The sequence below is a fragment of the Acaryochloris thomasi RCC1774 genome (assembly GCF_003231495.1).
In the GTDB taxonomy this organism is placed as follows: Bacteria; Cyanobacteriota; Cyanobacteriia; order Thermosynechococcales; family Thermosynechococcaceae; genus RCC1774.
Genome location: NZ_PQWO01000025.1, coordinates 1 through 18,652, shown reverse-complemented (window position 1 = coordinate 18,652; position 18,652 = coordinate 1). Strand labels below are relative to the sequence as shown.

Sequence of the window (18,652 nt, the reverse complement as noted above, 5' to 3'; positions counted from 1 at the left end):
GAATTGAGGAACTTGTGTGGATGCTCATTAGCGATCGTGCTCCACCTCTCTAAGAGATATGCTGAGACAGCAGGAGTTAAGATCGCATCATTACAAGCATCACGGCCTGCTAAATATCCGGTCAAGACTGCATTGTTATGCCTCATACAACTTCATCTGACAATCGAGAACAGTCACCGTCCCCTTCATCCCAAGAATTTGCCAAACGGCTTTCCCTGATCGAACAGCCAAGCCTGCACGCGCTACTCTCTCAATCACCTCTGAGTAGATTAGAATTCGAGTCAGCCAGCATCCAGGCTCCTGTTCGGGATGTTGATGTTGGATGATGATATTTTGAGGCTCCTATACAGGTATGACATCCTCAGACCCTTTTCATAATCATGTCCTGACCGCATTGACGGGGCATCCACTCTTAGCAGCTCTGGGGATATTAGGAACCTTCACCCTGGCTGTATTGATTAGCCGTGCGACAGGTCGAACAAAACAGCTCACTGAGGCACTGCAAAAGGCACATGAACAGTTGCAACAAGATTCCCAAAACCGAGAGATAGAATCAGCTCTGCGGGGTTCAGAAGCAATGCTGTCGGGAATTCTTGATATTGCCAACGATGCCATTATCTCGGTGGACAAACATCAAAAGATTGCCCGCTTCAATAAAGGAGCAGAAGGCATATTTGGGTACACCGCCGATGAAGTGCTGGGTGAATCCCTCGATATCCTGATGCCGCAACGCGCCGTCTCCATCCATCGCCAGCACTTGAAAGAATTTGGAACGTCTTCTACCACTGCAAGAGCAATGGGCGATCGCAGTGAGGTCTTTGGTCGCCGCAAGGATGGCACAGAGTTTCCTGCCGAAGCTTCGATTTCTCAACTGCACCTCGGAGACCAAAAAGTCTTTACAGCGATTTTGCGCGATATTAGCGATCGCAAACGGGTAGAGACCGAACTCCAGCAGGCCAAAGAAGCGGCAGAGGTTGCCAACCGCGCCAAAAGTGGGTTCCTTGCCAACATGAGCCATGAACTGCGGACCCCCCTCAATGCCATTTTGGGCTTCTCTCAGCTCATGAATCGTGACTCTGCCCTGACTGCTGCTCAAAAAGAAAATCTCAGCATCATCAATCGCAGTGGCGGACATCTGCTGGAATTGATTAACGACATTCTAGAAATGTCCAAGATTGAAGCCGGTCGAGTGACCCTCAATGAACATAGCTTTGACTTGCATGGTCTTCTTGATAACCTAACCCAGATGCTGAGCCTGCGTGCTCAAACGAAGGGGCTGAAACTGGTTTGCGATCGCAAACCCAACGTTCCTCAATATGTGCGGACAGAGGAAGGAAAGCTGCGCCAGGTTTTGATTAACCTATTGGGGAATGCGATCAAATTTACAGAAACGGGGCAAGTCACCCTCCGGGTGCGAGTGGAGCCGCAGGAATCTGAAAACGAATCTGAAAACGGTAGCCTTCAGCCTGACCTCCATTTTGAAGTTGAAGATACAGGGCCAGGAATTGATCCTGAAGAAGTCGATCAACTGTTCGCCGCGTTCGCCCAAACCGAAACGGGCCGCCAGTCGCAACAAGGGAGCGGTCTCGGTTTACCCATTAGTCGGCACTTTGTACAGTTGATGGGGGGCAGTCTGACCTTAAAAAGCACAGTGAAGCAAGGGACCACGTTTCAATTCAACGTCCGAGTTCATCTGGCGGGTGCAGCAGAGAGCCAACCCCAACCCACCCCTCGGCGAGTCATTAAGCTAGCCCCAGACCAACCCGTCTACCGAATCTTAATCGTTGAAGATCGACTAGAGAACCGAAAGCTGATGGTTAGGCTTATAAAGCCACTTGGATTTGAGGTAAAGGAAGCCGAAAATGGACATATCGCCATCGACCTATGGAATAGTTGGCAGCCGCATCTGATTTGGATGGATATGCGAATGCCCGTGATGGATGGTTACGAAGCCACTCAACAGATCAAGGCTCAGATGAAAGAGCAAGATACCGTGATTATTGCCCTCACGGCCAGCGCCCTAGACCAAGACAGAGAACAAATCCTGGCGGCAGGGTGTGACGACCTTGTCCACAAACCCTTTCTAGAAAGCACCATCTTCGAGAAAATGGCAGAGTACCTCGGGGTCCGTTACGTCTATAAAGACAGTCCTCAACCCTCAACACCTAGTCCTTCTGAGGTGACAGCCACCGATATCAGGGTGATGTCAACCGACTGGATCGCAGAACTCCAGCAAGCAGCAGTCAGTGCGAGAGCCAAGAAAATGGAGTCACTGATTGAGCAAATTCCTGCAGAACACGCCATACTAGCCAAGGGACTAACGGATCTCGTCAATTGCTTTGATTTTGAAAAGATCCTAACGCTCACCCAGCAGTAACGCTCAACGCTTTCCGAAACTTACGTTTAGTAAGTTGTATATATGACGCCCCCTAATATCGACGAAAACAAAGGCGACATTCTGATCGTAGATGACACCCCAGAGAACCTGCGGCTGTTGTCTAAAACCCTCACAGAGCAGGGCTATGAAGTCCGAGCTGTGAAGAACGGTGCGATGGCTCTATCGGCAGTCCAAATGGACCCGCCGGATTTGGTATTGCTCGATATTAGAATGCCAGAGATGAATGGCTACGAAGTCTGTCAGCAGCTCAAGGCTAATGTCAAAACCTACGATATTCCAGTTATCTTCCTCAGCGCCCTGGACGATACTCTCGATAAGGTCACAGCGTTTGAAGTAGGAGGTGTGGACTACATCACCAAGCCCTTCCAAACCGAGGAAGTTATCGTTCGGGTTGAGAATCAACTGACCATCACTCGACTCCGTGAAAAGTTGGTTGCCCAAAACGAAGAGCTGCTGCATTCTAATCGACAGCTCGAACAATTTGCCTATGTGGTTTCTCATGATTTGCAGCAACCCTTACAGGTCATCCTTGGCTTTGCCAAGCTACTGGGATTCAAGTTTGAGCAGAATCTAGGTAACGAAGGACTAGAGTTTGTAGCTCGAATCACCACTGCATCAACGCAGATGAAAGACCTCATTGAAGATCTGCTCACCTACAGTCGCATTGGAGCCGAACCCAAGCCATTAGAACCGACAGACTGCGAGACGTTATTGGCCCAAGTGTTGGCAAATATGCAGATCGCCATCGACCAACAGGGGGCAACCATCACCCATGATCCGCTGCCTACGGTGATGGCAGATGCAGTCCTGCTTGCAGTACTGTTCCAAAACTTGATCGACAATGCCATCAAGTTTCACCGTCCAGAAGAACCGATCCAGGTCAGAATTTCGGCGGAGTATCGTCCAGATGAATGGCTGTTTGGCGTTCACGATAACGGGATTGGGATCGATTCAACTCAATCCGAGCAAATTTTCAAAGCCTTTCAACGAATTCATTCTCAACAGGAATACCCTGGCACAGGGATTGGCCTCGAACCTGCAAAAAGGTCGTTGAGCATCATGGGGGACAAATTTGGGTTGTGTCTGAACCCAGTGTGGGCACAGCGTTTTACTTTACTCTACCAGACAGAAATAACAAAGGGGAAAGCTGATCGAGGCGGGTGAACGTTCCCAGAACGATTCAGTTATTGACGAAAATACTGCTCACACAAAAAGCTGAACACTCTTTCGGTCGCGCTGAATCCCACTCGATTTATCCGTGGGAGTACGTCAAAAAATTCAATCACCTTCACCCCCTATCTCCCCAACTCGAAACTCATCTTTCAAGACTCAAAATCCCCCCTCTATCTCCCTAATTCTCCACCAGCCACATCCTCACAAGTTCATCAAAGTCTTTCTCTACGATCAAAGTAGAGCGAGGGTAATCCCTACAGTTGCAACGTAGTAGTGTTTGCTCAAACTGCAGTTGGGATATCCCCGTGATGTCGTTGAACACTAGGAGAGGAGATTATGTCTATTGTTCGTCGTGATCCGTTCCGTGGTCTTGAACGCTGGCAGCCCTTTGGCTGGGAACCTTTCCATGAGATGGAAACCCTACGGCGCGAGATGGATCGGATGTTTGAGCGGTGGATGCCAGATGCTGCAGGGGAAGATGGCCTCGCCTTTATCCCCTCAGTAGAGATGGATGAAACCGACACAGAAGTTCATCTTAAGCTCGAAGTCCCTGGTCTAGATGCCAAAGACCTCAATGTCGAAGTTACAGAAAATGCCGTTTCAGTAAAGGGAGAACGGAAGACTGAATCTGAGACTGAGTCTGAAGGTACCGTTCGCTCTGAGTTCCACTATGGCAAGTTTGAGCGGGTGATTCCTATGCCCAGCCGCATTCAGCCCGATCACGTTGAAGCTGAATACAACAACGGCGTTCTCAATCTCACCTTGCCCAAGTCTGAGAAGGAGGAAAGAAAGTCCGTCAAGGTGAAAGTAAGTTAGCGGTTTATGCCGTATGAAATCGCCTAACGGCATTCTGGTTATTGCGTTATTGACTTGTAGTTGCGATCTCATCTCCGATCTGTGGGATGCGATCGCGTTACTTATTGCAGCCACAACAGAAGCCTGAGATCGACAGAACAAGAGCCAACGATTTGAACTGTTGTCCAGGCAACTGTGCCCCAACCATCAATTTGATAGGCTTTGAGCAATATTAATAGCCTCAGTGCCCTCAAATGCCGAACTTGCAGCAATTTCAATAGAGAGACTCATGGTTCAAACACCTATTCAACCCACAGATTCCCAGTCAGAATCCTTAACTGAAAGCGAGTTGAAGCAGATTAATGCTTATTGGCGAGCCTGCAACTATCTCGCCGTTGGGATGATTTACTTACGAGAAAACCCCCTGCTCAAGGAGCCACTAAAGGCTGAGCAGGTGAAGCATCGACTACTGGGACATTGGGGAGCCTCTCCCGCATTGAGTTTTACCTATATTCACTGCAATCGGCTGATCAAAAAATACGACCTCGACATGATCTTCATGGCTGGTCCAGGTCATGGAGCACCCGGTGTTTTGGGGCCGGTGTATTTGGAAGGAACCTATTCTGAAATCTATCCCGACAAAAGCGAAGACGCCGAAGGAATGCAGCGGTTCTTCAAGCAGTTCTCCTTCCCTGGCTTTATCGGGAGTCACGTAACGCCTGAAACACCAGGGTCCATTCATGAGGGCGGAGAGCTGGGCTATAGCGTTTCCCACGCCTACGGTGCAGTTTTAGACAACCCGGATTTGATTGTGACCTGTGTGGTGGGTGATGGTGAATCAGAGACAGGGCCGCTGGCGACCTCTTGGCACTCTAATAAGTTCATCAACCCGGTTCGTGATGGTGCCGTGCTCCCGGTTCTGAATCTGAACGGCTACAAGATTGCGAACCCCACGATTCTGGCCCGGATCTCCCATGAAGAGCTGGAGTGTCTGTTCAAGGGCTATGGCTACACGCCCTATTTTGTTGAGGGCAAGAATCCGGCAGAGATGCATCATAAAATGGCGGCGGTCATGGAGGAGTGCATTCTCAAGATTCGGGAAGTGCAGCAAGAAGCCCGCACCACGGGCAAGATTGAGCGCCCTCGTTGGCCGATGATTGTGCTGCGGACTCCGAAGGGCTGGACGGGACCACAAGAAGTAGACGGAAAGAAGGTCGAAGATTTTTGGAGATCGCATCAAGTCCCGATGGGTGGGATGCACGACAACCCTGATCACCTGCTTAAGCTCGAAGAATGGATGCGCGGCTACAAGCCGGAAGAGCTATTTGATGAATCTGGGGCACTGATCCCAGAGCTGAAGGCACTGGCACCGGAAGGAAATCGTCGTATGGGGTCCAACCCCCACGCCAATGGCGGCCTATTGCGGAAGGCGCTGAAGCTGCCCGACTTCAATGATCTTGCCATCGATATCGGCGACCAGCGCGGCAACGTGGAGTTTGAGAATACGAAGGCACTGGGTCTATTCATGCGGGAGATCATGCGGGACAATCCTGACAACTTCCGGTTGATGGGACCGGATGAAACCGCCTCGAATCGCCTCCAGGATGTCTATCAAGTCACCAAGAAAGTTTGGATGGCGGATATATATCCCGAAGATGAAGACGGGACCGAACTCGCCCGTGATGGCCGCGTAATGGAGATGCTCAGCGAGCATACGCTGCAGGGCTGGCTGGAAACCTACCTGCTCACCGGACGCCACGGCCTCTTTCACACCTACGAAGCCTTTGCTCACGTGGTCGATTCGATGTTTAACCAACATGCCAAATGGTTAGATATCTGCCGGAATCATGTCCCTTGGCGACGGTCAGTTTCCTCGTTAAATATTCTGCTCTCTTCGCTAGTGTGGCGACAAGACCATAATGGCTTTAGCCACCAAGATCCGGGCTATGTGGATTTGGTAACGAACAAGAGTCCAGACGTAGTGCGGGTCTACTTCCCACCGGATGCTAATTGTTTGCTGTCGGTGGCAGATCATTGCTTCCGCAGTGTGGATTACATCAATGTGATCATCTCTGACAAGCAGAATCACCTGCAGTATCTATCGATGGATGAGGCAGTTGCCCACTGCACGAAGGGAATCGGCATTTGGGACTGGGCCAGCAATGATGACTGCGGTACTGAGCCGGATGAACCGGATGTGGTGATGGCCTGTTGTGGCGATATTCCGACGATGGAGTCGCTAGCAGCAACGGCGATTTTACGAGATGAATTTCCTTGGCTCAAAGTGCGGTTTGTAAATGTGGTGGATCTATTCAAGCTGGTGTCGGAAGGGGAGCATCCCCACGGGTTATCGAATCGGGACTTTGATTCTCTATTTACAACCGACAAGCCGATTATCTTTAACTTTCATGGCTATCCCTGGCTGATTCACAAGCTTGTCTACCGTCGCTCCAACCAAGAGCGCATTCATGTGCGCGGCTACAAGGAACAGGGCAACATCAATACGCCGCTGGAGCTGGCGATTAAGAATGAGGTAGATCGTTTTAATTTGGTGATTGATGTGATCGATCGGGTGCCCAAGCTGGGTTCAGCGGCAGGTCATGCCAAGGAAAGAATGCGCAACAAGATTATCGAATGTCTGGCCTATGCCCATGAGCATGGTAAAGACCAAGATGAGATTGTAGATTGGAAGTGGCCTTACTCTGAGGGTTGTGAATAAGGCGCTCAGCTCTTTCCTCTACTGTCGATCCAAGATGTTCTAGGTGGCCTGAAGCGTTTCACTGGCCCCCCCAGCCCCCACGCTACTGGCTATGTCCTGTGGAGTCAGGGAACCCGCCCCGTCGCGAAGCGTTCCGCCAGGAATACGCAGTGGCTCCACTTCTAGGGGGAGAGTCCAAAAAAGAATGGGTTTGGTGTCCTGAGACCGGTGAGGAAAGGATTAAGTTAGAGCCACGCGATTTAAGTCTGAAGACGATACAGGGGCATGAGCGGCAATGAAGATTTTAGTCCTCAATGCAGGGTCCAGTAGCCATAAGTGTTGCCTGTACAAGATTGAAGAGTTGTTCCCAGATGCTCCACCAGCACCACTTTGGGAGGCTCAACTGGATTGGCATCGTCCAGATAATGCGGCCTTGCTTGTCAGAACTGCGGCGGGGGAGAAGCTAGAAGAGGAATTATTGTCGGTCTCTCGAGCTGACGCTCTTCTGCATCTATTAATGACACTTTGGCAGGGACGGACTCAAGTGATTCAAAACCTGCAAGAGATTGATGTTGTGGGGCATCGGGTTGTGCATGGAGGACAGAAGTACCAAGCGAGTGTGGTGACGGATGAGGTCAAGGATGAGATCGCATCCCTAATCCCCCTAGCGCCAACCCACAATGAGGCCAACCTAGAAGGCATCGAAATCATAGAGGAGCTTCTTGGCAATGTGCCTCAAATCGCTGTTTTCGATACCGCCTTTCACAGTCGCATCCCCGATATTGCCGCCACCTATCCCGGCCCCTATAACTGGATTGAGCAGGACATTCGTCGCTATGGCTTCCACGGCATTAGTCATCAGTACTGCACTCAGCGGACTGCTCAGATCCTGGGGCGAGAGGTGGAGCGATTGATCGTTTGTCACCTAGGGAATGGGGCTTCTCTGACGGCGGTAAAGAGTGGTAGGAGCATCAACACCACGATGGGATATACACCGTTAGACGGATTGATGATGGGTACGCGGTCGGGAGCGGTTGATCCTGGCATTTTGATTCACTTGATGCGCCAGGGCTATTCTGCCGATCAGCTTGATCAGATGCTCAATAAAGAATCTGGCCTCAAGGGCATTTCGGGGATCTCCCATGATATGCGCGAGATTGATGATGCGATCGCACAGGGCAACAAGCAGGCCAAACTAGCACGGGATCTCTATCTCCATCGCTTACAATCCTGCCTGGGTTCAATGTTAATGAGCTTGGGCGGTATCGATGTCATTGTCTTCACTGCAGGAATTGGAGAACATTCAGCAGGAGTACGCGCAGAAATCTGTAACGCTTTAGCGTTTTTGGGATTGAAGATTGACGCAGCTAAGAACAACAGCGACCCAGTGGATCAGGATATTGCCACTACTGAATCTAGCGTTCGCGTGCTGGTGATTCATACCCAGGAAGACTGGGCGATCGCCCAAGATTGTTGGCGCTGCCTAACTTCATATCCCTCACAAGTTCATCAAGTTCTTTCTCTATGATCGAAACGGAAGTCAGAATCAAAAAGTGAGCCTGAAGGCACAGCTCACTCTGAGTTCTACGATGGCAAGTTTGAGCGAGTCATCTCGATGCCCAGTCCCATTCAGCCTGATCATGTTGAAGCCGAATACGACAAAGGTGTTTTCAATCTCACCTTGCCGGAGGCTGACCAGGAGGAGAAGAAGTCCGTCAAGGGAGCGGTAAGTTAGCGGTTCGTGCGTAATGAACGAGCCTAGAGGCGTTCAGAGTTTCAGGATGATGTCGATCATGAGATTCATACTCATCAGTAGAGGTAGCCAGAATGAACTATCCAAAAAGAGTATCCGACTTTACCTCTGATTTTATGAATTACGGTCTGCTTTATGCGATCGCAAACAAGAGGATTCATTCACCAACCCCCTTACCCGCAGAAGAGAACTGGAGTTTCTGGAGCAAGCCTAGATCCGCTGGGCTTGAGTTTTTTGCTAGAGCTTATCCCCCAGAGTCAAAGCGGAAGGCCTATTTAGACTCCATGCTGAAGCAAGACCATGCAATCGGTATTGAATCTCATTACGATGTATCGAACGAGTTCTATGCGTTATTCCTTGATACTCAATACAAGTTCTATACTTGTGCTGAATTTAAGAGTAATCAGGATACGTTAGAAACCGCGCAAGAACACAAAGCTCGACACCTGCTTTCTCTCTTGGAATTAAACGGTAATGAGAAGCTATTAGATCTTGGGTGTGGCTGGGGTTCAATGCTGAGGTTTATTCAAGATGCGGGGCATCGTGGTGAATTATCTGGATTTACCCTATCAAAGGAACAGCTCATTTACGATCAACACAAACTAGATTTGAATGTATCCCTCACCAATTTTGTCACGGCTCTGTTCAAAGATGGCCCCTACGATCGCATCCTCTCGATCGGATCACTGGAGCATGTCAAACCCAAGGAGCTAAAAGCGGTCTATCAAAAAATCTATGATGCGCTTGTGCCAAAGGGGTTAGCCGTTCATCAGTTTTTCTCTTTTGAACGTGAACCCTACCCAGTATCTGGAATATTGATGCAGTTATTCTTCCCCGGTTCTCTATTGGTCATGCATCACCGTCATATTGAGGCTGCAGAGAGTGCGGGTTTTATGATTACCCACGACTCAGTTCATGACTACAAGCCAACTCTTAAAGCATGGTATGACCGCTTAGCTGCCAACCAAGAAAAGGCAATAGGTTTGGTCGGTCTAGAAGTCTTCAATCGGTATATGACTTTTTTCCCGATTGCCTGGTTATTCTTTCAACAGAAAGAGGCCGAGTTGCATCGAGTCGTGATGAAAAAGTAGATGGATTGCAGCTTAAGCAATTCAGGTTAGAGCAGAGATCAGGGACTTGTTGTTGCAAATATCCTGCGGTCCTCATGGCAGATCTGCTGAATAATATTGCGCCCCGACATCGCCACAATGGGGACACTCCCCCCCGGTTCAACCCACTGACCAATTTGATAAAAGTGAGCCAGTCCTGGAAGTGTCTTGGGTAGACCACCAATCATCAACGGCATCGTTCGCTTGGTGAGCAGCCATCCGCAACTTGAGCCTTGCCAGTTGCCGGTATACCGCTCATAGCTGAGCGGCGTTGCCACATCAACGCATTCAATATCTGCTTTGATACCGGGATAAATGCGCTCCAGTTGATCAATGAGAATGCTCGATTCTTGGATCTCTTCAGCAGCATAGGCTGAGCGCCCATAAATGCGCTGCCAATAGGAATTAGGCGTATTCATCATGACGATCATAACAGATTTCCCCGTAGGGGCTAGCGATGGATCGAAACAATAGTGCTTAACGCTGATTTCATACTGCTTCTCTCCTGCGATGGTGATGGGCTGATCGAGTAGGTGCGTGACCCAGTGCGGATGATCTGAACAATCACGGTTGACTCCTAATGACACCTGCAACTGAGAGTGGATCGGGAGATGCCCATCATAAAAACGCTTAGTGCAGCGCGTTGTATATCGCCCGTCTAACAGATCAAACAGGGTGTTCCGTCCATCACAGGCAGAAATGATGCGGTGCGCGAAATACTCATCATTGTTGTATAGCCGGATGCCAATGGCGCGATCTCGCTTGACTAAAATTCGTTCCACCTGAGCGCTGTAGTGAATCGTTCCCCCCAGCGCTCGGTACCGTTGCTCAATGGCACGGGCAAACACCAGCGATCCACCGAGGGGATATCCAGCATTTTTATTATGCATTGCAGCCAGCAGCGACATCCCCACAATGAGAGGAATGCTGGGCCAAGAAAACATCTGAGGAATAGCCTGTCGTAGAAATGGATCTTTGAACCGCTTGCCAAAGTCTTGAGCAGAGTATCGGCCCCACCGAATCATCGGACTTAAAAACGGCAGCGTCTTTCGGCCCAGTTTTGCCCAATCAATCGGCCCCATTAACGCTTTGGGCTGTTGCTGCAGCAAGGATAGATCAAAGTGTCTGAAGGCAAGAATATCGTTGCAGAAGGCGTGGATTAGTTCGCGATCGCAGGGTGACAGCGCGATCAGGTGCTCTCGCAGCCGATCAGGATCGCTATAAACAATCAGCGTCTTTCCCTCTGGCCCCGTCAGACGGATGAGTTCATCATGGTGTACAAATGATCGGTCCTGAATAGTGCCTAGCTCTTGCCACAGGTTGTGAAAGGGCTGTCCTGGAGCCGAGCCAAACAAGTAGTGAATGCAGCCGTCGAAGGTATATCCGTTGCGTTCCCAGGCGGTGCATAGTCCTCCCGGCTGGTTATGTAGCTCAAAGATCTCCGTGCGATAGCCATTCATTTGGGCATAGCAGCCCGCAGCGAGTCCAGCGATGCCTGCTCCAATAAAAATGATGTCAGTCGAAGAATTAGTCATAGAGAAATGACATCATCCTCTCAACTTCACAAGACTGCCTTGAAGAGTTGGCGATCACGGTTTCCCTCTCTGATCCATTGATAGGAGACTAAATTAAGAAGCAGTCCGATCGCAAATAAGAGGGCCATCAAAAAGAGTTGATAGCTGGGTACAGAGACCAATACGTCTGACACAAAATGCAGGAGATTGCTCACAGTAAAAAACACAGTGAGGCCGAAGTGGAGCTGTCGAAATCGTCTCGACGCGGTAAAGGCTATCGCCACAATAGCCAGCATGGGCAGGGCAAAGATCCCCAGCATTAACCACAGGATAGAGGACAATTCTAAATATTCATGGGTATGGGACTGGGTGACATCAATACCATGAAATAGCGGCATTAGAGCCAACTGGGTATGAAAGAGCATCCCCAACAAAAACGTCGTCCATAGAGCAATAATTTTGCCTTGGAAATTCAAGCCGGAGTGGGGTTGTGATCTCATCCTTCGTTCTCTCCTGTCTAGGGGGGCCGTTATTCTAGGACGCTTCTGCCCAATCACTTAACTTCTCAGAAGTCGGGGTAGGACGCTGTAGATGAACAGACCACTTCGGAGGATTTATTTTCAAATTTTGTCTTCGTAAGTCTTTGCGCTTACAATGCTTTTTCCGCTGAGGAACGGATGGTTGTTGAGCAGGTTTCGGTTTTGTGTTGATCATGATGTACACCTCCTGGCGTGGGGCCTGCTCTCGCTATGGGCATCAGGCGTGAGGGCTGATGTTATGGCCCGCCCCACCTAGAAGATAGGCACTAAACTTGAGGACTTTGTGAGCGTTCTGACTACAACAAGCAAGGCGTTAGAGTGGAGGCATCATGAGCTGTAGATTGGAAATTCCTGCAAAATCTTTGATGTTGTGAGTGACTAGCGGTAAGTCGTGGCGTAAAGCTGTGGCGGCAATCCAAGCATCCTGAGGGGAAATCGGTCGTCCTGCACTCTGGCGATCGCTCCGCACCTGCGCCCATTCCCGACAAAGCGGTTGATCAACCGGAATGATGAGGTAATTCGATAGGTATTGCTCTAGCTGCGAAAAGCGACGCTTGCCCCACTGACGCAGGATCGCCCACTGAAACAGTTCAGCGATGGTCATGAAAGAAAGTGCTAATTCCTGATCGCTCAGAAGTGGCAGGTAAGGATCGGCATAGTCGCTACCTTTGAAGATGAAGGAGGTGATGTCCGTGTCAATTAGGGCAAGGCTCATGGGATTTCGGCTAGATCACTGCTTGGCGCTGCTCTCGCAGAAAGGTAAGGAAATCCTCAATCGAGTCTTCTGCGGGCCAAAAGTCAGCAGCAAGATCTTTGAGGTTATGAATGGTCGTGGGAGTTTGGGTGGCGCGTAATTGCTTGAGTGAGGTGCCATGCCAAAACTGGGTGCTGAGTGCTTTGAGATCAGTTTGAGAAGTTGAGTTTAAGTCGCTTTGGATAAGAATTTGCAGCAGTTGCTGACGCTCTGTGGGTGAGAGTGACTGGATGGCAGCGACTGCGACTTCAAGTTGTGGGGTCATAGTACACCTCCATATAGGTCTAGTCTTATACTATTGGAATTTAGCAGAGATAGCCCAACGGTTGCTTTTGGCCCCTGATCGCACGGAAGGACAATTACAAAGTCTTCATGCGAAGCCTGATAACCGGTTCGGGTCAGCGGTTGCCAAGTTTTTTGCATCCAACCCAAGCGGCTTCGATCAATCCGCTGCACCCGAATTGTTATGCGGCATTTTCACTATTACTGATCTGCAATCCAACCTTGACACATTTGACAAAAAGACATGTCATCTTCTCCAGAGTTCAAAAGACTTTTCAAATCAGGATGCTCAGGTGGGATGTCGCCTTTTTCCCATTCACCTAAATATTCTATGTAAATCTGCTCACATCTTGCACACGCATGACCTTCATATTTAGCGCGACAATTGTAGCAGTAAGTGATCGTAGAGTAGGACCTTGGATCGGGTAGAACAACTGCTTCTTCACCACATACTTCGCAAGTAAAAAATGAATGATCAACTCTTTCCTTAGGATGAAGTGGTATACCCCGATCTGACATATGTTTAATGTACAAGAGGAAAGCAAGAGAGAGCGTTTGGTAGCTGTCTTGCTCAGGTATTTCTTCTATACCTGCTTCAATCATCTCTTCCCATCGAAGTTCATCAAGTTCTTCTAACTTCTCAGACAAACTTAGTCCTAGCTCTCGACTCACAAAATCATCTAAGAATCGGAATGAGACACCCAGGAATTTATTAACTGCATCTTTATTAAGAGAAGCTTCCTTATGCTCAATGTCATTTCTTGCTTGCCGTAACTCTTCCAACTCTCCGGTAAATTGATATTTAGCTTTTTTGCTATTGAATTTACATTCCGCATAACTATCCAGCGGAATATTCACTTCATTTACCAATCGCCCGATTGCTTCAACGCAACTAACTGTATGTCCATTTTTGCGATTTGTATAAATAAGTTTTTCATCATGCTTTGCAAGTCTTGCCTTTAAAAAAGTTCAACTGCATGGAAAACATGCAGAACTATATATTTCCAATCAGACTTACGTTTGCCATAAAGGTGATGCTCAATGCCGTGAACGAGAGAATCCATTGCATTCTCTTCAAGTGTTATTACTAGCTTTTGTTGTTCAGAGGGATCTTGCTGAGCCATACGCATCTTACTAGCTAAATCTAAAACCTTGTTAAAAGTGATGATGTCTTCAAATTTCCAACACAATTTCTGAGATTCGGGGTTTGCTATTGCAGTCTATCGGTGCCACATAATACTAATTATACGGATGGTGGCGGATAACTCCGCCTGGAAGGATATTATCCGCCACCATCCGTATAATTCCGAGATAATGTCATTATCTCGGAATTATACGGTAGTTCATTTTGTTCAGAAAATTAAGTTTGAATCTTGAGCGTGCTAAACCTTGTAATAGGGCATCGACTGCCGATATCGATAATAGGCGGCACAAGCGCCTTCCGACGATACCATTGGGGCACCGAGGGGGTGTTCAGGTATACAACGGGTGCCAAAGGCCGGACAGTCGGGCGGCTTTTGGGTTCCTTGTAAAATCTGTCCACTGATGCACTCGGTTTCTGGACGAGATGCGCTGGCAGACAAGCTGGAATTTAGTGGTTGACCCACTTCCCTCGACAGATGATGGTGGGCATCAAGATAGGCATACTCAGAGCGAAGTTTGAGTCCACTTTTAGGCATGCTGTCCATGCCGCGCCACTTGCGATCGCACCCCTCAAAGACTTCCATCATTAGCCGCTGAGCAGTCAGGTTCCCTTGGGGTTGAACGGCTCGGGCATACTGATTCTCAACTGTAGCTGTCCCGGCTTCTAGCTGTTGTATACAGTGATAAATCCCCTGCAGAATATCGACGGGTTCAAAGCCTGTGACGACAATTGGGGTGTGATATTGGGCTGCGATCTCATCATATTCCCCATATCCCATCACTGTACAAACATGCCCTGCCGCTAAGAAGCCCTGCACTCTGCAGTCCGGCGCAGCTAAAATCGCCGCCATCGCGGGTGGGACCAAAACATGGGCCACCAACACTGAAAAATTGTCCACTTTCTGCTGATGTGCTTGATAAACAGCCATTGCGGTTGTCGGGGCCGTGGTTTCAAAGCCCACCGCAAAGAAAACCACCTGCTGTTCTGGGTTTTTCTGAGCTAGCTTGAGGGCATCCAGCGGAGAGTAAACCATTCGTACCGAGCCACCCTGAGCCTTTGCTGATAAGAGATCGCAGTCACTTCCCGGCACGCGCAGCATATCGCCAAAGGAACAGAGAATGGTATTGGGAGTTAAAGAAAGTGAGATCGCATCATCAATCAACGCCACTGGAGTCACACATACCGGACACCCCGGCCCATGTATCAGCGTAATTTCATCCGGGAGAAGCTGGTCAATCCCATACTTCACAATTGCATGGGTCTGCCCCCCACAAATTTCCATGATCGTCCAGGGTCGCGTGACTAGACCCGTAATCTCCCGCGCATACCCTTGAGCTGTCTCAGCATCCCGATACTCATCAACAAACTTCATAACTCAGCAAACCCAGAACATCTGGCGATCTATCGCCCAATCTCTGGCCTCTCCCAAACTCAAAGCTCAACATACAAAACTCATAACTTTTGCATTCAATCCCCAACATAAATCCCCAAATCCCTCGCCGTCTGAACCATCAGTCCCTGAGCGTCAACCGGATCTGGGCAGCGTCCATCTGTATGGCTTTGTCTAACTTGAGGCACCACCTGATCTAACGGTTTACTGGTCACTTCGCCATTTTCCAAAACCACGAGTTGGTTGTACTTATCCATCGCAATCAGGTTAATCGCCTCACGACCAAATCGAGCCGCTAGCAACCGATCAAAGGCAGAAGGAGTGCCACTGCGCTGGATATGTCCTAATACCGTAGCCCTAGTATCGACTTCTTGTAGCGTACAAAACTGCGGCGCTCCAGAGTCACACAACCTTTGGCTCCGGCTCTGGATTTGCTGTGCTAAATAATCGCTAATATGTGAATCTTTTTTCCCGTCTGGTCTACGAACGCCTTCAGCAATCACCACAAGGGCAAATCGGCGGCCCCCCTGACGCAGACGAGAAATCTGGTGACAGATTTGATCCACCAACCTTTCGCTTAAGCAAGGCGTTAGCTCTGGAATCAGAATCACATCCGCGCCCCCGGCAATGCCAGACTGAAACGCTAAATGTCCAGCATCGCGGCCCATGACTTGGACCGCCATGATGCGATCGTGGCTGGCAGCCGTAAAGGTGAGATCATAAAGCGCCTTCGTGACTGTATTGACGGCGGTATCAAAACCGATGGACTGCTCCGTGAACGGAACATCATTATCGATGGTTTTGGGAATCGCAATCCATTGCCAGTTTCCCTGCTGAGCGAGGGTATCAATGATGTCGAGACTGCCATCTCCGCCAATGGCAATTAAGGCATCAAGATTCAGATGCCGATAGCCCTGCAAGATTTCTCGGGCAATGTCTGGATCGCTAGGATCGCCTTTATTCAATGCCCCTAAAACACTACCGCTGAGGAACTGAAGAATATCCAATCCTCCTAATAAGCTAGGCAGATCGTACCCATGTTCTCTAAGCTGCAGGTCTTCTGGCTGACATTGTCCGGTTTCTAAGTCAATAAAGCCCTTGGTGCCGTAGGGAATACCAAAGACCTCCCAACCGTTGTTCGTCGCGCATTTGATCACAGCCCGAATAATCGCGTTCAGTCCCGGACAGTCGCCGCCGCTGGTGAGTATTCCAATGCGTTTCGGTGGGGTCATAGGATTTTTGTAATCAGTAATGATGGATAGTTATTCCCAGAACTAACTCACACTTACAAAGGGTTCTGATGAAGGGCGATAGGTTTGGATAGCCTGCATGTACTGAACCCGCTCATAGGCGCTGGGGTCTGGACAATTTACCTGGCTCATGTTGCCCTGGAGCTGCTGTACTGAGTCATAATCGTGCTCCTCTAACCACTGATGAAGATCTCGCTCTAGGGTACGAATGTGATCAATTCCGTGACGCAGCAATACACTGACCAGCAGGGTGGCATTGGCTCCCACCATCAGCATTTTCAATACATCCGCTGCAGTGTGGATGCCGCTGCTTGCAGCTAAATCCATCGGCACTGCTCCATACAGAATTGCGATCCACCGCATGGGCAGCCGCAAATCTTGGGGGGTACTGAGTAAGACATTGGGCGTGACTTCTAGGGTTTCAAGATCAATGTCAGGCTGGTAGAAACGATTAAACAAAACCAGCCCATTGGCACCGGCATCTGTTAAGCGCCGAGCCATATAAGCCAAATTGCTAAAGAAAGGACTCAGTTTAACGGCAACGGGGATATTAACGGTTGTCGTGACGGCGCGAACGATATCTATATAGGTTTGCTCAACAGCCGTTCCTGGAGTCGCGATATCAGTGGGAATCGCGTAAATATTTAGCTCTAGGGCATCAGCCCCAGCCTCCTCAATTTGCTGAGCATAATTTGTCCAACTGTCGAGGGTTGAGCCGTTGAGACTGGCGATGATGGGGATATCGACGATTTCCTTTGCCCGCCAAATGTGCTCAAGATAAGCTTCTGCACCGACGTGAAAAATATCGGGTTCCGGGAAGTAAGAAAGGGATTCAGCAAAGCTTTCGGTACAGTGGGTGAGATGGTGATGGAGTTCAAAGCGCTCCTGACGTAATTGTTCTTCAAACAGTGAATGCATCACCACTGCTGCAGCTCCAGCATCTTCTATCTGTCTTAGATGCTCAATTTTTTCCGTCAGAGGCGCACAGGCTCCTACAACTAAGGGAGAACGTAGCGTCAGGTCCAAATAGTTTGTGTTTAAATTCATCTACATTCTCCTGTAGCAGTGCTATAACTCTGCATTCCCAAATAACAGATCGATAGGGACGACCATGTCCTACAACTTAGAGCTGGAATCTGAGGAATCCGTGAGGGCAGGGGACACTTCGACGCGTCCCCCATCAATCTCATCGCATCATGGAACGGGGCGGCATCCGCTGAGCTATAGGTATTCTGGCTTCAGAGACAGAGAACAAGTCCAACTTTTTCTGTAACAGCTCTCGCTGCTGGTCGTTTAGCCCTGGGATGTTGAGGACATCTTCAACAGATTCGTAGGGGCCGTGGGTGACAATCTCTTTCGCCAGCGTTGGATAAAATCCAGGGCAGTCGGTAAACGCCACCGCATTGGCATTATTCAAGTCAATGGTTTGTCCTTCGACGCATGAGCCTTCAGTCACATTGGCTGCAGGGGTCACAGACTGCCCAGAGGCCATCGCACCCTTCATCAATAGATTCTGATTTCCTAAAGCGATCGCACCAGAAGCAAGCCAGAACGATAGTCCAAGACAAGTTAGCAAAGCTAAACCCAAAATGACTAATTGTCTATTCATTCGCTTCATCATATTTATCTCATCAAACTCAATTTATAGGTACCTGTACCTGCTAAAGAAACACTAGTGATAAAAGGATTGATTGCTATTTTGAGAATTGAAAATCCTTAGCAGAGCAATAAGTAGCTAGGCGGAATTAAACTTAAGACGGTGTACCTTGTATTTGCCCTTTTCACCTCGAGCGGTCATCCCTTCGATGACGGCAATCGCTAAATCGTACTCATTGCTAAACATCTGCCCCGCT

At 49.1% G+C, this 18,652-nt stretch carries 16 protein-coding genes and 1 pseudogene; 7 read left to right on the top strand and 10 right to left on the bottom strand.

Translation table 11 applies throughout. The annotated features are described in order from the left end of the window. Positions 1-352: 352 nt before the first annotated feature. The 7 genes and pseudogenes from C1752_RS23825 (at position 353) to C1752_RS23795 (ending at position 9,908) form a co-directional block, all read left to right on the top strand. Positions 353-2,377 (top strand): PAS domain-containing hybrid sensor histidine kinase/response regulator, encoded by a 2,025-nt coding sequence (locus tag C1752_RS23825; RefSeq protein ID WP_110988554.1) that lies wholly within the window; start codon positions 353-355, stop codon positions 2,375-2,377. 42 nt (positions 2,378-2,419) lie between these two features. Further along, complete coding sequence (locus tag C1752_RS23820; protein WP_353962725.1) at positions 2,420-3,562, top strand: response regulator; 1,143 nt, start codon at positions 2,420-2,422, stop codon at positions 3,560-3,562. A 345-nt stretch (positions 3,563-3,907) separates the two neighbouring features. Beyond that, positions 3,908-4,387, top strand: coding sequence for an Hsp20/alpha crystallin family protein (locus tag C1752_RS23815; protein ID WP_110988553.1), 480 nt, complete (start codon positions 3,908-3,910; stop codon positions 4,385-4,387). A gap of 268 nt (positions 4,388-4,655) precedes the next feature. After that, a complete protein-coding gene (locus tag C1752_RS23810) occupies positions 4,656-7,085 on the top strand; it encodes a phosphoketolase family protein (protein WP_110988552.1) in 2,430 nt (809 codons plus the stop codon). A 274-nt stretch (positions 7,086-7,359) separates the two neighbouring features. Beyond that, a complete protein-coding gene (locus C1752_RS23805) occupies positions 7,360-8,592 on the top strand; it encodes an acetate kinase (RefSeq protein WP_110988551.1) in 1,233 nt (410 codons plus the stop codon). A 30-nt stretch (positions 8,593-8,622) separates the two neighbouring features. Further along, a pseudogene (locus tag C1752_RS28600) lies at positions 8,623-8,799 on the top strand (Hsp20/alpha crystallin family protein); the annotation flags it as partial. Between the two features lie 92 nt (positions 8,800-8,891). After that, positions 8,892-9,908: a class I SAM-dependent methyltransferase gene (locus C1752_RS23795; protein ID WP_110988549.1), complete on the top strand. Its 1,017-nt coding sequence runs from the start codon at positions 8,892-8,894 to the stop codon at positions 9,906-9,908. Positions 9,909-9,946: 38 nt separating this feature from the next. Here C1752_RS23795 and C1752_RS23790 read toward each other — a convergent pair whose 3' ends face one another. The 10 genes from C1752_RS23790 to psbU form a co-directional block, all read right to left on the bottom strand. After that, positions 9,947-11,461: a phytoene desaturase family protein gene (locus C1752_RS23790; protein WP_110988548.1), complete on the bottom strand. Its 1,515-nt coding sequence runs from the start codon at positions 11,459-11,461 to the stop codon at positions 9,947-9,949. A gap of 26 nt (positions 11,462-11,487) precedes the next feature. Further along, positions 11,488-11,940, bottom strand: coding sequence for a hypothetical protein (locus tag C1752_RS23785; RefSeq protein ID WP_110988547.1), 453 nt, complete (start codon positions 11,938-11,940; stop codon positions 11,488-11,490). A gap of 352 nt (positions 11,941-12,292) precedes the next feature. Further along, positions 12,293-12,694: a type II toxin-antitoxin system VapC family toxin gene (locus C1752_RS23780; protein WP_110988546.1), complete on the bottom strand. Its 402-nt coding sequence runs from the start codon at positions 12,692-12,694 to the stop codon at positions 12,293-12,295. Positions 12,695-12,704: 10 nt separating this feature from the next. Beyond that, the gene (locus C1752_RS23775; protein ID WP_110988545.1) at positions 12,705-12,998 is read right to left on the bottom strand and encodes a hypothetical protein; all 294 of its coding nucleotides are present in this window, start codon (positions 12,996-12,998) and stop codon (positions 12,705-12,707) included. A 218-nt stretch (positions 12,999-13,216) separates the two neighbouring features. Then, a complete protein-coding gene (locus tag C1752_RS23770; protein WP_233501853.1) occupies positions 13,217-13,873 on the bottom strand; it encodes a hypothetical protein in 657 nt (218 codons plus the stop codon). Positions 13,874-13,974: 101 nt separating this feature from the next. After that, positions 13,975-14,139 (bottom strand): hypothetical protein, encoded by a 165-nt coding sequence (locus C1752_RS29460; protein WP_233501852.1) that lies wholly within the window; start codon positions 14,137-14,139, stop codon positions 13,975-13,977. A gap of 258 nt (positions 14,140-14,397) precedes the next feature. Next, positions 14,398-15,531, bottom strand: a complete 1,134-nt coding sequence (hypD, locus tag C1752_RS23765) for a hydrogenase formation protein HypD (RefSeq protein WP_110988544.1) — start codon at positions 15,529-15,531, stop codon at positions 14,398-14,400. Positions 15,532-15,626: 95 nt separating this feature from the next. Further along, the gene (locus C1752_RS23760; RefSeq protein WP_110988543.1) at positions 15,627-16,781 is read right to left on the bottom strand and encodes an ATP-dependent 6-phosphofructokinase; all 1,155 of its coding nucleotides are present in this window, start codon (positions 16,779-16,781) and stop codon (positions 15,627-15,629) included. A 42-nt stretch (positions 16,782-16,823) separates the two neighbouring features. Further along, the gene (locus C1752_RS23755) at positions 16,824-17,846 is read right to left on the bottom strand and encodes a dihydroorotate dehydrogenase-like protein (protein ID WP_110988542.1); all 1,023 of its coding nucleotides are present in this window, start codon (positions 17,844-17,846) and stop codon (positions 16,824-16,826) included. Positions 17,847-17,985: 139 nt separating this feature from the next. Further along, entirely contained in the window at positions 17,986-18,408 is a 423-nt protein-coding gene (gene psbU, locus C1752_RS23750) for a photosystem II complex extrinsic protein PsbU (RefSeq protein WP_233501851.1), read from the bottom strand. Positions 18,409-18,652 lie beyond the last annotated feature (244 nt).

Excerpts from the sequence above, each read along its gene's own strand:
- C1752_RS23825 (WP_110988554.1), top strand. The coding sequence starts at position 353 with ATGACATCCTCAGACCCTTTTCATAATCATGTCCTGACCGCATTGACG.
- C1752_RS23820 (WP_353962725.1), top strand. The coding sequence starts at position 2,420 with ATGACGCCCCCTAATATCGACGAAAACAAAGGCGACATTCTGATCGTA.
- C1752_RS23815 (WP_110988553.1), top strand. The coding sequence starts at position 3,908 with ATGTCTATTGTTCGTCGTGATCCGTTCCGTGGTCTTGAACGCTGGCAG.
- C1752_RS23810 (WP_110988552.1), top strand. The coding sequence starts at position 4,656 with ATGGTTCAAACACCTATTCAACCCACAGATTCCCAGTCAGAATCCTTA.
- C1752_RS23805 (WP_110988551.1), top strand. The coding sequence starts at position 7,360 with ATGAAGATTTTAGTCCTCAATGCAGGGTCCAGTAGCCATAAGTGTTGC.
- C1752_RS23795 (WP_110988549.1), top strand. The coding sequence starts at position 8,892 with ATGAACTATCCAAAAAGAGTATCCGACTTTACCTCTGATTTTATGAAT.
- C1752_RS23790 (WP_110988548.1), bottom strand. The coding sequence starts at position 11,461 with ATGACTAATTCTTCGACTGACATCATTTTTATTGGAGCAGGCATCGCT.
- C1752_RS23785 (WP_110988547.1), bottom strand. The coding sequence starts at position 11,940 with ATGAGATCACAACCCCACTCCGGCTTGAATTTCCAAGGCAAAATTATT.
- C1752_RS23780 (WP_110988546.1), bottom strand. The coding sequence starts at position 12,694 with ATGAGCCTTGCCCTAATTGACACGGACATCACCTCCTTCATCTTCAAA.
- C1752_RS23775 (WP_110988545.1), bottom strand. The coding sequence starts at position 12,998 with ATGACCCCACAACTTGAAGTCGCAGTCGCTGCCATCCAGTCACTCTCA.
- C1752_RS29460 (WP_233501852.1), bottom strand. The coding sequence starts at position 14,139 with ATGGCTCAGCAAGATCCCTCTGAACAACAAAAGCTAGTAATAACACTT.
- hypD (WP_110988544.1), bottom strand. The coding sequence starts at position 15,531 with ATGAAGTTTGTTGATGAGTATCGGGATGCTGAGACAGCTCAAGGGTAT.
- C1752_RS23760 (WP_110988543.1), bottom strand. The coding sequence starts at position 16,781 with ATGACCCCACCGAAACGCATTGGAATACTCACCAGCGGCGGCGACTGT.
- C1752_RS23755 (WP_110988542.1), bottom strand. The coding sequence starts at position 17,846 with ATGAATTTAAACACAAACTATTTGGACCTGACGCTACGTTCTCCCTTA.
- psbU (WP_233501851.1), bottom strand. The coding sequence starts at position 18,408 with ATGAATAGACAATTAGTCATTTTGGGTTTAGCTTTGCTAACTTGTCTT.